This window comes from Flavobacterium panici (assembly GCF_024499525.1).
Classification (GTDB): domain Bacteria; phylum Bacteroidota; class Bacteroidia; order Flavobacteriales; family Flavobacteriaceae; genus Flavobacterium; species Flavobacterium panici.
In genome coordinates this window covers 4,746,319-4,762,567 of sequence record NZ_CP100437.1, presented here as the reverse complement: position 1 = coordinate 4,762,567, position 16,249 = coordinate 4,746,319, and the positions used below count along the sequence as shown (strand labels likewise).

Sequence of the window (16,249 nt, the reverse complement as noted above, 5' to 3'; positions counted from 1 at the left end):
TATTTATTTTACAATTACTTTGAAAGTTTTTTTGATGTTAGGCGTTTCAAGAACTACCATGTACATATTGCTCTCAGTTGTTTGAGGTAATTGTATTTCAGTTTTAGCTGTAGATGATTGTACAGTTTTTACCAATTGACCTGTAACAGTGTAAAGGCTAATTTGCATTTTCGCTAATTCTTCCTCAGGGAAATCTGCTTCAACAGTAACTACTTTTCCAATTTCAATTGGGTTAGGATAAACTTTAGCCAGCAGCGTATTTGTCAATGTAACTTTAGAAGCACATACATATAGTACTTTTCCATCTTTAGTTGTCATTTTTACACTATAATCTGCCGTTGGATCTAATAATGAAGTAATGCTGTTTCCTGCAGAATAATACTGACCAGTTCCTATTGGCTCATCGTTTTTGAACCATTCGTAAGAAGCAAACTCATAACCGCCATTTGTCTGTGGATTGTTATTTACAAGGAGTACGTTATTAAATTTCTGTTTAACAATGTCAAAGAAATTAAATGGTTTCACAACTACTAAAGAGTAAGTTGCAGATAAACTTCCATCTTGTGATGTAATTGTTACATTCTGGCTGTAAATTCCCGGTTTAGGAGTTTGAATTGTAAAATTAGAAGAAGGAGTTATTATTGCACCTGATTCATTTAAGATAGATACATTTGGATTTGTTTCTCCACATGGAAGTACATAAAAAATTGTTTTTCCAGGGTTATCAAAAACTTTCGTTCCAATAGTGATTTTCTTAACATCGATATTGTTATTTAAGATCACTAACAACTGTGAAACATCGGCAGCAGGAAGATAGTTATTATCTCCAGGCTGATGAGCCGTAATTAATACATCACCAGATCTTAACATATTTACCACGCCTGTAGCAGAAACTGTTGCAGGAGCTAATGGTGCAGTATATGTTGATGTGTAAGTAACAGCTAAATTTGAATTTGAAGTCGCTGTTAAATTAAAGGTATTATTTGCTCCAAGTGTTTTAACCGGAATTGCATTAAATGTAATTTGCTGTGCTGCTTTATTAATAACCAGATTAGCTGTCAGCGTTACTACTGCACAATTTGGCGCGCTGGCTGATGGTGTTACTGTCGCAGTAACTACATAAGTGCCAGCATTTGTTGACGTATTATTAGCAGAATAGGTAACAGTTGCTCCAGTTGGCAGATTCGCAACTTGCAATGCATGAGCATTTCCATCGTATGTAAATTGAGCACCGCTAAAAGTTACAGCATTCAATGGAGAAGCAAGTACTTTTACTGTTTGCGGTTGTGTTGTAATGTTTCCATTTCCGTCATCATATTTCCATGTAATTACATAAGTTCCTACTGCATTGTAGCTTAAAGGATCTGTTGTTGTTCCATTTAAAATTCCTGCACAATTATCTGTAGCAGTTGGAATAGCGATATCTGATGCTGAAACTGCACAATAATTACTTATTTCAGGAAGACTAGCTACAGTTGGTACTGGCGCTGTTGCATCTGGAGTTGTAATAATAGTTATTGTTTGAGTTAATAAACATCCATTAGCATCTGTAATTGTTACAGAGTAAGTTCCTGCGCTTAATCCAGTTGCTGTTGCAGATGTTCCGCCAGAAGGTGACCAAGCATAAGTATATGGCGCTGTTCCTCCAGTTGCAGTTACTGTTGCAGTTCCGTTAGTTCCTCCGTTGCAAGAAACATCAGTTTTAGATATTGTTGCAGCAAGAATTGTTGGTTGAGCAATAGTAACAGATTGTGTTGTAGTACAACCGTTAGCGTCTGTAATTGTAGCAGTGTAAGTTCCTGCGCTTAATCCAGTTGCTGTTGCAGCTGTTCCACCTGATGGTGACCAAGAATAAGTATAAGCTCCAGTTCCTCCAGTTGCAGTTACCGTTGCAGATCCATTATTTCCTCCGTTGCAAGAAACATCTGTTTTAGATGTTGTTGCAGCAAGAATTGTTGGTTGAGCAATAATAACAGATTGTGTTGTTGTACAACCGTTAGCATCTGTAATAGTTGCAGTATAAGTTCCTGCGCTTAATCCAGTTGCTGTTGTAGCTGTTCCTCCTGATGGTGCCCAAGAATAAGTATAAGCCCCAGTTCCTCCGGTTACATTTACAGTTGCAGATCCGTTAGTTCCTCCGTTACAAGAAACATCTGTTTTAGATGATGTTACAGAAAGGGCAGAAGGTTCACTGATTGTTACTGTTTGTGTTGTAGAACATCCGTTAGCATCTGTAATAGTTGCAGTATAAGTTCCTGCACTTAATCCAGAAGCTGTTGCAGCTGTTCCTCCAGTTGGTGACCAAGAATAAGTATATGGTGCTGTTCCTCCAGCTGCAGTTACAGTTGCAGTTCCGTTAGTTCCTGCGTTACAAGAAACATCAATTTTAGATGATGTTGCAGCAAGAATTGTAGGTTCTGTAATTGTAACAGATTGTGTTGTAGTACATCCGTTAGCATCTGTAATAGTTGCAGTATAAGTTCCTACAGCAAGACCAGAAGCTGTTGCAGCTGTTCCTCCAGATGGTGACCAAGAATAAGTATATGGTGCTGTTCCTCCAGTTGGAGTTACTGTTGCAGTTCCGTTAGTTCCTCCATTACAAGAAACATCTGTTTGTGATGCTGTTGCAGAAAGAATTGCAGGTTCAGTAATAATAATACTTTGTGTTGTCTGACACGCGTTTGCATCTGTTACAGTTACTGTATAAGTTCCTGCGTTTAATCCAGTTGCTATTGCAGCTGTTCCTCCAAAAGGTGCCCAAGAATAAGTATAAGCTCCAGTTCCTCCAGTTACAGTTACAGTCGCAGTTCCGTTAGTTCCTGCGTTGCAAGAAACATCTGTTTTAGATATTGTTGCAGCGAGGATTGTAGGTTCAGCAATAGTAACAGATTGAGTTGTAGTACATCCGTTAGCATCTGTAATTGTTGCAGTATATGTTCCTGCACTTAATCCATTTGCTGTTGCATTTGTTCCTCCAGATGGAGCCCAAGAGTATGTATAACCAGGAGTTCCTCCAGTTACATTTACAGTTGCAGATCCGTTAGCTCCTCCGTTACAAGAAACATCTGTTTTAGATGTTGTTACAGAAAGGGCAGAAGGCTCAGTGATTGTAACAGATTGAGTTGTAATACATCCGTTAGCATCTGTAATTGTTGCAGTATAAGTTCCAGCACTTAATCCAGAAGCTGTTGCAGCTGTTCCACCAGATGGTGACCAAGAATAAGTATATGGTGCTGTTCCTCCGGTTGCAGTTACAGTGGCAGTTCCGTTAGTTCCTGCATTACAAGAAACATCTGTTTGAGATGCACTTGCAGTAAGGATTGTAGGTTCAGTAATAGTAACAGATTGTGTTGTAGTACATCCGTTAGCATCAGTTACAGTTACTGTATAAGTTCCTGCGCTTAATCCAGTTGCTGTTGCAGCTGTTCCACCTGATGGTGACCAAGAATAAGTATATGGTGCAGTTCCTCCAGTTGCAGTTACAGTTGCAGTTCCGTTAGTCCCTCCGTTGCAAGAAACATCTGTTTGAGATATTGTTGCAGAAAGAACAGCTGGTTCAATGATTGTTACTGTTTGTATTGTTTGACATCCATTAGCATCAGTAATGGTTGCTGTAAAAAGTCCAGCGGCAAGACCTGTTGCAGTCGCAGCAGTTCCTCCATAAGGAGACCAAGAGTAAGTATATGCTCCAGTTCCTCCAGACACAGTTACAGTTGCAGTTCCGTTTGTTGCACCATTACAAGAAATATCTGTTTGTGATGCAGATGTTGTCATAGCAGTTGGTTCTGTTATAACAATAGATTCAGTTGCGGTGCAACCATTAGCGTCTGTAACGGTTACAGTGTAAGTTCCTGGAATAAGATTGTTTATCAATGCAGTAGTTTCTCCAGAAGGACTCCAAGAATAAGTGTAAGGAGCAGTTCCTCCAGCAGGAGTTATAGTTGCAGTTCCGTTTGCCCCTCCATTACAAGAAACATCTGTATGAGATGGAGTTAAAGTAAGTAGAGTAGGTTCTGTAATTGTAACAGATTGAGTTGTAAAACAACCGTTAGCATCTGTAATTGTTGCTGTATAAGTTCCAGGACTTAATCCAGAAGCAGTAGCTGCTGTTCCACCTGATGGTGACCAAGAATAAGTATATGGTAAAGTACCTCCAGTTGGAATTACTGTAGCAGTTCCGTTGTTTAATCCATTACAAGTAACATCAGTTTGAGATGCTGTTGTAGCAAGACTAGCTGGTTCTGTAATAGTAACAGATGCAGATATCTGACAGAAGTTAACATCTTGTACCGTTACTGTATAGGTTCCTGCGGCAAGACCAGAAGCAGTTGCTGCATTTCCTCCAGTTGGAGCCCAAGAGTATGTGTAAGCACCAGTTCCTCCAGTTACATTTACTGTAGCAGTTCCATTAGTTCCTCCGTTGCAGGAAACATCTGTTTGTGATGTTGTTGCAGCAAGAATTGTTGGTTCAGTAATAGTAAAACTTTGTGTTTTGGTACATAAGTTAGCGTCTGTAACAGTTACAGTATAAGTTCCTGCAGAAAGACCATTTGCTGTTGCAGCTGTTCCTCCAGATGGAGCCCAAGAATAGGTATAACCTCCGGTTCCTCCTGTAACGGTAACACTTGCAGATCCGTTTGCTCCTCCATTACAAGAAGTATTTATTTGCGGATTTGGAGTTACTATAAGTTCAGTTGGTTCTGTAATAGTAAAGTTTTTTACAATAGAACATCCGTTAGCAGATGTAATTGTTACAGAATAATTACCCGCTGTAAGATTAGTTGCTGTATCAGCATTTCCGCCAGAAGGTGACCATACGTAAGTAAAAGGTCCAGGTGCTCCGCTTGGAACTACAGAAGCAGATCCTGTATTTGTCCCAAAACATAATACATCAGTTTGTGAAGTAGTTGCAACTAAAGTATTTGTTGTAGTAATTGTAAAGTTTTTTGTTATTGTACAACCATTAGCATCAGTAATTAGAACACTATTAGCTCCGGCAGTTAATCCGGTTGCTATTGCAGTTGTATCACCAGATGGTGACCATAAATAAGAATATGGAGTTGTACCACCGCTAACACTTACGGCTGCCTGACCACCAGTTGAACAAGTTGCATTTATTTGACTTTGTGTAGCAAATAAGGCGCTTGGCTGTGTGATTGTAAAACTTTGTGTTATTGAACAGCCATTAGAGTCTGTTACTAAAACACTATAGTTCCCTATTGCTAATCCTGTAGCAGTTGCAGCAGTTCCTCCAGTAGGTGACCATAAATAAGTATATGGAGATGTACCTCCAGATACAACTACTGAAGCCGTTCCCGTTGCACCGCCATTGCAAAGAACATCGGTTTGTGATGATGTTAACGATAAAATTGCAGGTTCAGTAATAGTAAAACTTTGTGTACTTTGACATACATTAGCATCTGTAACAGTTACTGTGTAAGTTCCTTGTGCTAAACCAGACGCTGTAGCAGCATTTCCTCCGGTTGGTGACCATGAGTAAGTGTAAGCTCCGGTTCCACCAGTTACATTTACAGTTGCAGTACCATTTGTACCACCGTTACACGAAACATTAGTTTGAGAACCAAAACTTGCTACTAGAGCAGCAGGTTCCGTAATAGTAAAGCTTTGAGTAGTCTGACATCCATTTGCATCGGTAACCGTAACAGTATAGGTTCCTGCCGATAGTCCATTTGCACTAGCAGTATTTCCTCCGGTTGGAGCCCAAGAATAAGTATATCCAGGAGTTCCTCCGCTTACAGAAACTGTAGCAGTTCCATTTGCACCTCCATTACATGAAACATCTGTTTGTCCAACAGCAGTAGCTGTAAGTGCAGCAGCAGGTTCAGTAAGTGTAAAACTTTGAGTTGCTTGGCATAAATTACTATCTGTAACTGTAACAGTATATGTTCCAGCTGTTAATCCTGTAGCTGTTGAAGCAGTTCCCCCAGAAGGTGACCAAGAATAAGTATATCCTCCAGTTCCTCCAGTTGCACTTATAGTTGCCGACCCGGTGTTACCACCAAAGCAAGCTATGTTAGTTTGTGCTACTGGTGATGCTACTAAAGCAGCAGGTTCTGTAATAGTAAAACTTTGTGTTATCTGACAGCTATTAGCATCAGTAACTGTAACAGTATATGTTCCTGCTGTTAGTCCAGTTGCAGTTGCAGCAGTTCCTCCAGAAGGTGACCAAGAATAAGTGTAAGCACTAGTTCCTCCTGAAACGGCTACACTAGCAGATCCAGTTGCAGCACCGTTACATAAAACATCAGTTTGTGATGGTACAACCGCAAGAGCAGCTGGTTCTGAAATAGTAAAACTTTGTGTCGTTTGACAGTTATTAGCGTCGGTAACAGTAACAGTATAAGTTCCTGCAGCCAGACCAGAAGCAGTAGCTGCCGTTCCTCCAGAAGGAGACCATGAATAAGTATAACCAGGAGTTCCTCCAGTTACTACTACTGTTGCTGTTCCGTTTGTTCCAGAGTTACAGCTTACATTATTTATAGTTCCCTGAGAAGCCACTAATAAAGGTGGTTCATTTATGGTAAAGTTTAATATTTTTTCGCATAGAATAGCATCTTTTATACTAACAGTATAATTTCCAGGTGCTAAATTACTAATAGAAGAAGATGTAGCAGCATTTGACCAAAGATAAGTGTAAGATCCTACACCTCCTAATGGTACAACTGATAAGGAACCATTAGCAGCTCCATTGCAGCTAATGTCTACTTTTGTTGAAGATGCACCTATATTAGAAACTTGTAATGTAACTGCATTTGAAACTGCAGCTGGAGTACAATTTCCAGTTGCAATTAAACGATATTGATAATTATTTAATGAAGCAGTTGCGCCTGTTATGGTAAGCGTTGCAGTAGTTTCTCCAGAGTAAGGAGCACCACTTGTAACATTACTAAATCCAGCTCCTGAGTTTACCTGCCATTGATATCCTGTAGCATTGGAAACTCCAGCGCTAAATGTTGTATTAGATCCAGAACAAATAGCACTGTCAGTTGGCTGTGCTGTGATAGATGGAGCAGTATTGACAGTTAAAGAAGCACTGTTTGAAGTTGCATCAGGCGTACATAAACCTGTAGCAACAACTCTATATATATATCCATTTAATCCCGCAGTTGCGCCAGTGATAGTTAATGTTGCAGTAGTTGTACCAGAATATGGTGCAGCGGCTGGAACATTAGCAAAACCAGCACCCTGATCTACTTGCCACTGATATCCTGTAGCATTTGCAGCTGTTGCAGAGAAAGTAGTATTAGCCCCTGCACAAATTGTACTTGCAGATGGCTGAGCAGTGATTGCCGGAGCTTGATTTACAGTTAAAGCAGCACCGTTTGAAGTTGCATTAGGTGTACATGAACCAGTAGCAACAACTCTGTAAACGTACCCGTTTAATCCCGCAGTTGCACCTGTGATAGTTAGTGTTGCAGAAGTTGTACCAGAATATGGTGCAGCAGCTGGAACATTAGCATAACCAGCACCCTGATCTACCTGCCATTGATAGCCTGTAGCATTTGATGCTGTTGCAGAGAAAGTAGTATTAGCACCTGCACAAATTGTACTTGCAGATGGCTGTGCAGTAATTGCCGGTGCTTGATTTACCGTTAAAGATGCACTATTTGAAGTTGCATTAGGAGTACATGCACCTGTAGCAACAACTCTGTAGATATAGCCGCTTAATCCCGCAGTTGCACCAGTGATAGTTAATGTTGCACTAGTTGTACCAGAATATGGCGCAGCAGCCGGAACATTAGCAAAACCAGCACCCTGATCTACCTGCCATTGATAACCTGTAGCACCTGAGGCTGTTGCAGAAAAAGTTGTATTAGCACCTGCACAAATTGTACTTGCAGATGGCTGTGCTGTAATAGCCGGAGCCGTGTTAATAGTCAAAGCTGCGTTGTTTGAAGTGGCAGATGGACATGTTCCTGAAGCTACAACTCTGTAGATATATCCGTTTAACCCAGCAGTTGCGCCAGTAATAGTTAATGTTGCAGTAGTTGTACCAGAATATGGCGCAGCAGCTGGAACATTAGCAAAACCAGCACCCTGATCTACTTGCCATTGATATCCTGTAGCATTTGAAGCTGTAGCTGTGAAAGTTGTATTAGCCCCTGCACAAATTATACTTGCAGATGGCTGAGCTGTAAAAGCTATAGTATTCATACTTCCTGTAACCGCAACATTTTTAGTTGTTATACCTGTTGAAGAAACAGTAATATTACCAGATGGCGTTCCTGTAGCTGATGCCGCTAAACGAGCATATATGGTTTTAGTTGTTACAACACCGCCTACGTTAGGAAAAGAAATATTGTTAGTGTAAATACCAGCTACTGATGTAGAAATTTCAAAACCAGTAGGAGCTAATACATCCAATGATGAAGTCAAACCACCACCCTGAATAGTAAAACTCTGCGCGGTAGAAGCTCCACTGCAGCTTGTAAAAGCACTCAATGATGTTGTTGATACAATAGATCCTGCAGGTTCAGTAATAGTTACAGTTTGAGTTTTATTACAACCGCCAAGGCCATTAGGAGTACTATCAGTAATGGTTACGGTATAAGTACCTGCACTAAGACCAGAAGCAGTAGCCGCTGTTCCTCCAGATGGAGACCATGAATAGAAATAAGGAGTAGTTCCGCCCGTAACACTAATCGTAGCCGAACCATTATTAGCACCGTATGTACTCGCATTACTTTGTGATGAAATTGAACTGCTAAGTGCCGTTGGAACGGTTAATGTTGCAGAATTCGAATTTACAGAAGAAGCTACACATCGGTAAATATAACCGGTCATTGTAGATGTAACACCAGTTATAGTTAATGTAGAGGTGCTGCTTGTACCTATAGTAGTTGATATGGAATAAACACCACCATTAGAAATATTAGTAAAACCACTTCCGTCATTAACCTGCCACTGAAGACTTGAAGCATCAGTTGCTGCAACTGAAAATGTAGTGTTAGCACCAGGACAAATTGTTTTGCTGGTTGGTTGCAAAGTAAAATTAGGAGCTGCACAAGTAACATTTGGTGTATAATTACTAGGTAAAATTCCCGGATCAGTTGCGAGAATATCCCAGTTAGTAGTATTAACTGTATTAATACTTGCTCTTAAAGCAGAAGCAGAACCTGTTAAAGTACCTTTATATTTTGCAAAAAACTGAGTTGCTTCGGTTGTTCCTGGAAACAGAGCTACACAATTAACTCCATCAGTAAGTCCTGGAGGTATTATACTTTCGGCACCACCTCCAGTACCTGTTAACGAAGCGCTATTCCAGTGTGTAGTACTGTCATAATTTGCAGCATTGTAATCACCGTGAATTCCAGCTATAAATGTTATAGTAGCTGGAGTAACTGCAGGTCTCATACTATTATCAGCACTTTGATAGGCCAGCATTTGATCTCCTGCAGATAAATTAAAATTATAAACGGAACCTACAGGATTAATCACAAAATCACTAGCAGATCCTCCTGTTACGGTAAAGGTGTTTGCTGTTACAGTACTTTCTATAACAGAAATAATTTTTCCGCAGGTTACCCCCGCAGGAACTGTCCATTTTATATGAGGCTCTGAACTGTTTATCCAGCCACCGCTATATAAACCTTCTTCGGTAAAATATACTATTTCACCAGCAGGAATATTTTTCAGGGCAATAAAACTAAAGCCATCCGGACCTCCGATATTAAAACCTATAAAGGCTATATCACCAGGTGCTAAAGTCTGCGCTTTTGCATTTTGGAACGCGCCAAAAATGAAAAAGAGCGAAATAAATAATAGTAATTTTTTTTTCATAACATACGTTTTAGTTAATGACATAAATAAGCATTCTGCCAACCGCCTTGTTGATCAGGCTTTGTAAATGAAGTGAAAGCCTTAATAAAATTTCCGTCATTTATCAATGTCTCAATTTTTCTAAAGCTTATATTATTAAGGGAATCTAAATTTAATTCGTAGATATAATGATTAAATATTGTTCTGTTTGTTTCCTTGTCAAAGCAAATAGCCCCTCTGGGACCCACAATATTTAATTCGTTTATCTCTTCAATTAAAGAATTCAAACTAAAGTCTTTTGCATTTAGAAGAATGTTCTTTAATATCAGTCCGTTTTCATATCCTAAAATTGAAAATACTGATGGACTTTCAGAATAAGTATTTAGATATTCGGAGGTGAAATCTAATGTTTCAGTATCATTTTGCATCCATGAACTTACTACATAAAGATTGTGTGGATTGGTTTTGTAATTTTCTAATATTTTATCATTGATAAAAAAAGGAGTTACATAAAAAGGATATTTTTGCGTAATCTTATTTTGACTTACAAAACCAGCATTTTCTTCGGCATATGTACCGCTGTAAAATGCAAAAACGGCATCAGGTTCTTGATTATTAATATTCTGATCCATATATATGGCTTCATCTTCTCTTGGTACAAAAGGAGTAATGTAATGTCCTGAAAAATTACTTTCTTCCTTAAATGCATATTCAATAGCACTCAGCATACCATAACCAGAATCATAGAATGAAGTCGAAGTGGCAATTTTTTTATACTTTTTGCTTGTTGTTAAATAATTTCCTAAATGATAGCAGGATTCAGTTAATCCAAATGAATTAATGTAAACCCCTTTTGGAGTTACAGTTTCATAAGGTAATGTCGCTCCTAAATCTGCTGCTATTAATAAAATATCATTGTTTGAAGCATATTTATAAACTTCGTCTACATTGTAATGACCAAAAAAACCTATAATAATAGATACATCTTCCTGAAAATTTAATTTCTGAATTTTCTCAATTATTATTTTATCGTCTGCAGCAATACCTATACTTTCGACAAAAAATTTTGTTTTGAGATTGTTAAGTTTTAAACCTCGCATAAAATCTTTATCCAGGCCAGGATACTGTTGTGACTTTGGAATTAAAATTCCTATTTTGATGTCGTTATCCATAAAATGAGATTAAAAAAACAGAGGTAAAAATTTTCACCCCTGTTTTTATAAATTGATATTAGTTTCGTGAAGGGAAAATTCCTTCCATAGCAATACAATAATTAATACCTAAATATGGATCTCTAATACTAAATGCCTGAGAACCTCCTGCAATAGCTGTAGAACCAGATATAGCTGAAGTTATACCTCCAATTTTAGTAGTACCTGTACCTGGCTCACTATAAATATTTGGTGTTGAGCCACCTGCTGCAAAAGAATTTGCCCCGTTGTCAGTGTCATTAGCAATTGCTCCACCTGTAGCAGCAAGTGCATTGGTAGCTACATTTACCTGACCAGCTAAAGTTCCAGGAATAAGCTGGTGATTGTGCTGTGGCATATTGTTTATTGTTAGTGTAGTAGTTTCAGTTCCACCAACTTGTCCATAAACAACAGGAGTTAAGCCAGGTCCGTTACCAACACCAATCATCGTACGACCTCTTAAATCTGGCAAAGCAAAAGTAGTTTGTCCATTTCCTCCGTAAGTAGTACCAAGTAATGAAAAAAGGGCAGTGTTTTGAGCTATTGATATTAATTGGCCGCTGCAAGTTTGCCAGCCTCTAGGATTAAAAGTAAATCCAAAAGCCAAAATTGCTCCTAAGAAAGGTTCATTCATAATCTTTTAATTTAATAGTTAGTATTAGTTTTTTTGATTTATTTATAATTTGCCAGATTTGGTTAAAAAAAATACTCTGACAGTTTTTTATTACAATGCTAAGTTACTTGAATGTAACTGTTTTTAAAACAGGTGTTTATACCTGATTTTTAAAGTAGAGAATATTTTGCTAAAAAAATAGTTCCTACATTTTTAAATTGAATCACTAAACTTTTATGGTTTTAATTCAGGATTAAAATTAGATTTCAAATAGGTTAACAAGGAAAAATATGTCATAGAACAGGTTTTTCTTGTCATGAAATGGCATTTTAATAAAGGCGTGTAAGGTTTATTTTATAAGGCTTTTTGGTATAAATAAAGTTAAAAACACAAACGATTCCATTTGCAGTTTTTAGTTTGTAAGTTTCTTCGTTAATAAAGAATAAAATAAAGATAAATAAAGCTTACAAATAAAAATTAAATATTTGTCAGATTTTTTCGAGGTAAATAAAAAATATTATTGTATAATATACTGATTCAGAGTATAAATAAAAACAAACTGTCAGGAACTATATCTTCATTACCTTATTACTAAGGCTTTCGAAAAATGTTCCTGACAGTTTATTTAAAGAATATCCTAAAAGGTGGATATTGATGCAGTTTAGAGATTTGAAGAATAACTTCAGTATGCGATTTGCTAATTTTTAAACTTCACAAGACGAAAGTTCATCTATTATAGTTTTGACACTGCGAATAAAAATTTCAGTGTTTTTAGTTTCCTCCTTAATATAGATATCATAATCGGTTAAATTAAACTGTTCCAGCATATCTTTTTTAAGATACTTTATCATCGATTCAATACTTCGTGTATCGTTATCGTTTTGTCTTTTTAGTTCACGATGTTTGCTCTCCAGATATAATAAAGTCTTTTTTAATCTTTGAATGCTCAATTTATCCACGTTTCAATCTTTTAAAATTAATAGAAAATAATGATCGACTAAATATCTAATCCTTCGTACTTACGATTAAATCGATAATTCAGTTTTAATAATTTTCGAGAGTTTTAAAATATTTTATTTGAAGATGGTTTAACTTTTTGAATATCTTTTAGTTAAGATATATGTAGAGTGAAAAAAAACTTTTTGTTTCTTAAGAAAAAACTTAAATGACCAATTATTAGCTTGAATTTCTAATACTATAAGAAATATTCTAAACTTCTTGTTCTCTATTCTTAATATGGTTTCGATGTGAAATTCCCCATTTAATCATTTCTAAAATTATAGGCCCGAAGGATTGGCAATAAGAAGTTGATTCATAAAGTATAGGAACTTCTGCATCACGATCTTCGGTTCTTTTTACCAAATTATTCAGTTCCATATCCTTTAATTCCTTCGATAACATTCGCGAAGTAATTCTAGGAATACTTTCCTTAATATCCTTAAATCTATTATTTCCGTTACAGATAGAATTTATAATAGGCAGTTTCCATTTTCCACCTAAAACATATATAGTATCCTGAAGAGCCTGAACTTCTTCTTTTTGATTTCTTGCCATATTTTTTAAACCATATAAGTTATATAAAAAATTTAAGTTTTTTGTTTTTCGTATTAATCTCAAAAGATCATTTTAATCCTTTAATCTGTGGCATAAAAAAACTTTGCGTCTTAGTGCCTTCGTGGCATTAACCAAACAAAAGTATAAAATAAATCATAAAATTAAATAAATGTTTTTATTTATGTATTTAACTACGTAGTTTTGTAATATAAAAAATAAAATATCATGGAGCCAAAAATTAAACCTATAGAAAACCAATATTCAAATGTTATTGTCGATTTAATATTAAACATTCAGCAAAAAGAATTTAATGTTCCTATTACTATCGAAGACCAGCCAGACCTGCTTACTATTGATGATTTTTATTATGCCAGCGGAGGAGGTTTTTGGGGAGCTTTTATAAAGGAAGAATTAGTTGGGACAATTGCTTTGGTAAAATTTTCTGATACAGAAGCCGCAATTCGAAAGATGTTTGTAAAGAAAGAATATCGCGGAAAAGAATTTTCAATCGCTCAGAAATTATTAGAGACACTAATAAGTTATTGCAAAGAAAATGGAATCAATGATTTATATTTGGGAACCGTTTCTATATTAGAAGCAGCATTGCGTTTTTATGAAAAGAATGATTTCGTGCGAATTCAAAAAGATAAGCTTCCAAAAGCATTTCCTTTAATGGCGCCAGACAATGTATTCTGTCATTTAACTCTAAAGAAATAAAGATGAACATTATAGACGAATCAGGAATATTGGCCCTTTCAACACGATTGCAGCGATTGAGCGAACAATTGCGAAAAGACGGCGCCTTGTTTTACAAGTCATACGGAATTGATTTTGAACCCAAATGGTTTCCCGTAATTTATACTTTATATCATAAAGAAGTTTTAAGTGTGGTAGAAATTGCTAATGAAATAGGTTATACACATCCATCAACCATAAGTTTATTAAAAGAACTCGAAAAACAAAAACTGATTCGTTCTAAAAAAGATAAAATCGACGAGCGAAAAAGACTCCTTCAGCTTACAGCAAAAGGTCAGGAACTAATCGAGCAGATGAAACCTGTTTGGGATGTTATGAAAAAAGCCTTAAGCGAAATTGCCGATAATCAAAATAATCTGCTTCAGGCCATTAATGAAGCCGAAAATAAAATTGTTCATCAGAGTTTTTTACAAAGAGCTTTACAATTAAAAAGTGAAGAAAAGCAGTAATTCCTCATATTCGAAATATCATAAGCATTGAAAAAAATACCCATATACAATCAGAGTCCCGAAGCTGTTGGCGGTATTTTTATCGCCTATCATTCTGCAGACGATCTGGCCAATTTCGATGCTAAATTAGAAGCGCACCGTGATGATTTTTTTATATTTTTTGTGCTTACAAAAGGACATGCCATTCTAAAATGTGACATGATCGATATCGAAATAAAAGCCATTAATGTACTGATGATCAAACCGCTTCAAATTCATCACGGACAGGATGGTTCGATAGACGCAGCAGGATACTATATTGGTGTGGCTCCATTTCTTATTCCGAATAATTGTATCGAGATTTTCCAGAATTTAAAAACTTCCGAACAGTTAAATACAATTAATACGGAATATAAAGAAGAACTTTTGGATACCATCGATTTATTGCATCGTTCGTTTAAAAGTAAAAACAAGAACAAACCGCAAATTATTAATGGACTTTTTAATGCGCTGATTTATCATTTTGCCAATATCTATTCTGGCTCACAAAATCCTGTAAAAGAAATAAAAAATCAGTCGGCCGTGATTTATGCTGATTTCAAAAAGCTTATTTCAGATCATACCTTTCTCAAAAGCCCGTCATATTTTGCAAAGAAATTAAATATCACAACTTCCCATCTCAATGACTGTGTCAATGCTTCTTCGGGAAAATCGGTGACTTATTGGCTGCAAAACGCTATGATTACCGAAGCCCAGAGACTTCTTTATTATACTGATAATGAAGTAAAGGAAATTGCTTTTGCACTCGGATTTGAAGATCATACTTACTTTTCGCGATTATTTAAAAAAATAACCAAAGAAACCCCGCTTGCCTTTCGTAAAAAATTCCGTGAATAGTCCAATCATTGCCATTTATTATTCAATGTCTTTTTAGTGCTTTATGTTCAATTTTGAATTGAATTTTAAAACCTGAAAATTATGAGTTCAATGCCTAAAATTATTGGCGATTTTATGGAAATGGCCTTTGCCGGTAAAATTTCCAAAGTAAGCGTGATGACTATAGAAACACCAAGCCCGAATATAAAAATAATCAATTTTAAAGGTACTTTTCCGCATGTTAAATTCAAGCTCGGGCAAGCCATAGTAATTCGGATTAACGATACCAATTATCGCAATTATACCCCAAGTAAATGGAACAGCGAAAACGGAACATTTGAAGTTATCTTTCATATTCACAATAACGGCCCGGGAAGCGCATTTATAAATAATTTGAAAACAAATGATCAAATTACCGTTGGCCTGCCAAGAGGTTTTAAGATTTTTAATAAAGAAGCGCAATACCATTTCTTTTTTGGAGACGAAACTTGTATTAGTGTTTTTAAAAGTATGAAAGACGAAATTAACCGAAGTGAAAACAATTATTTAGGTATTTTAGAACTGGATGAACTTTCAGTTGAAATTCCTAAAAAGCTAGGGCTAAATGTAGATATCGTTCCAAAATCAATCCGCAAAGCAGAATCGGCAATAAAATCACTTCAAAATCTCGATGCCGAAATCTGGAACTTATGGAAAAATGGATATTTCTATTTAATGGGAAATGCCAAGTCCATTCAGGCATTTCGAAAAGCGTTAAGAGAAAAAGGCGTTTCAAACAAAAACATTCACACACAGCCCTATTGGGCAGAAGGAAAAGTTGGACTTTAATTTCCTGAAGTAACAAAAAGAAAAAAGCGATCTTATTGGGATCGCTTTCTTGGTTAAAATATTAAGTGGAACATCAACGATATTATAAGAATGATAAACCCAATATGCTCCAAAAACAAATACCATTTGAATTTACGCCCATTCTCTAACACCATTTCATATATGTACGATAAATTCTATATTTTTGGTTTTGAAATATAGGTGTTTTTGTAAAACTTTAACAT

The 16,249-nt window shown here is 36.5% G+C and carries 9 protein-coding genes; 4 read left to right on the top strand and 5 right to left on the bottom strand.

Features of this window, described 5'->3' with window-relative positions:
• Nucleotides 1-3: 3 nt before the first annotated feature.
• From NLJ00_RS20115 to NLJ00_RS20095, 5 genes are all read right to left on the bottom strand, one after another.
• A complete protein-coding gene (locus tag NLJ00_RS20115; RefSeq protein ID WP_256635139.1) occupies nt 4-9,801 on the bottom strand; it encodes a T9SS type A sorting domain-containing protein in 9,798 nt (3,265 codons plus the stop codon).
• 14 nt (nt 9,802-9,815) lie between these two features.
• On the bottom strand, nt 9,816-10,952 hold the full coding sequence (locus tag NLJ00_RS20110; protein WP_256635138.1) for an ABC transporter substrate-binding protein: 1,137 nt from the start codon (nt 10,950-10,952) through the stop codon (nt 9,816-9,818).
• Between the two features lie 58 nt (nt 10,953-11,010).
• Nucleotides 11,011-11,604, bottom strand: coding sequence for a phage tail protein (locus tag NLJ00_RS20105; RefSeq protein WP_256635137.1), 594 nt, complete (start codon nt 11,602-11,604; stop codon nt 11,011-11,013).
• 683 nt (nt 11,605-12,287) lie between these two features.
• A complete protein-coding gene (locus NLJ00_RS20100; protein WP_180856564.1) occupies nt 12,288-12,542 on the bottom strand; it encodes a hypothetical protein in 255 nt (84 codons plus the stop codon).
• A 250-nt stretch (nt 12,543-12,792) separates the two neighbouring features.
• Nucleotides 12,793-13,137, bottom strand: a complete 345-nt coding sequence (locus tag NLJ00_RS20095) for a winged helix-turn-helix transcriptional regulator (RefSeq protein ID WP_256635136.1) — start codon at nt 13,135-13,137, stop codon at nt 12,793-12,795.
• Nucleotides 13,138-13,362: 225 nt separating this feature from the next.
• Here NLJ00_RS20095 and NLJ00_RS20090 point away from each other — a divergent pair, with 225 nt between their 5' ends.
• The 4 genes from NLJ00_RS20090 to NLJ00_RS20075 all read left to right on the top strand — a co-directional run bounded on the left by NLJ00_RS20090 (nt 13,363) and on the right by NLJ00_RS20075 (nt 16,025).
• Nucleotides 13,363-13,854 carry a GNAT family N-acetyltransferase gene (locus NLJ00_RS20090; RefSeq protein ID WP_256635135.1) on the top strand — a complete coding sequence of 164 codons (492 nt, stop codon included), beginning with the start codon at nt 13,363-13,365 and terminating at the stop codon, nt 13,852-13,854.
• A gap of 2 nt (nt 13,855-13,856) precedes the next feature.
• A complete protein-coding gene (locus NLJ00_RS20085; protein WP_256635134.1) occupies nt 13,857-14,342 on the top strand; it encodes a MarR family winged helix-turn-helix transcriptional regulator in 486 nt (161 codons plus the stop codon).
• 27 nt (nt 14,343-14,369) lie between these two features.
• The gene (locus NLJ00_RS20080; RefSeq protein ID WP_256635133.1) at nt 14,370-15,218 is read left to right on the top strand and encodes a helix-turn-helix domain-containing protein; all 849 of its coding nucleotides are present in this window, start codon (nt 14,370-14,372) and stop codon (nt 15,216-15,218) included.
• 81 nt (nt 15,219-15,299) lie between these two features.
• Nucleotides 15,300-16,025 carry a siderophore-interacting protein gene (locus NLJ00_RS20075; RefSeq protein WP_256635132.1) on the top strand — a complete coding sequence of 242 codons (726 nt, stop codon included), beginning with the start codon at nt 15,300-15,302 and terminating at the stop codon, nt 16,023-16,025.
• Nucleotides 16,026-16,249 lie beyond the last annotated feature (224 nt).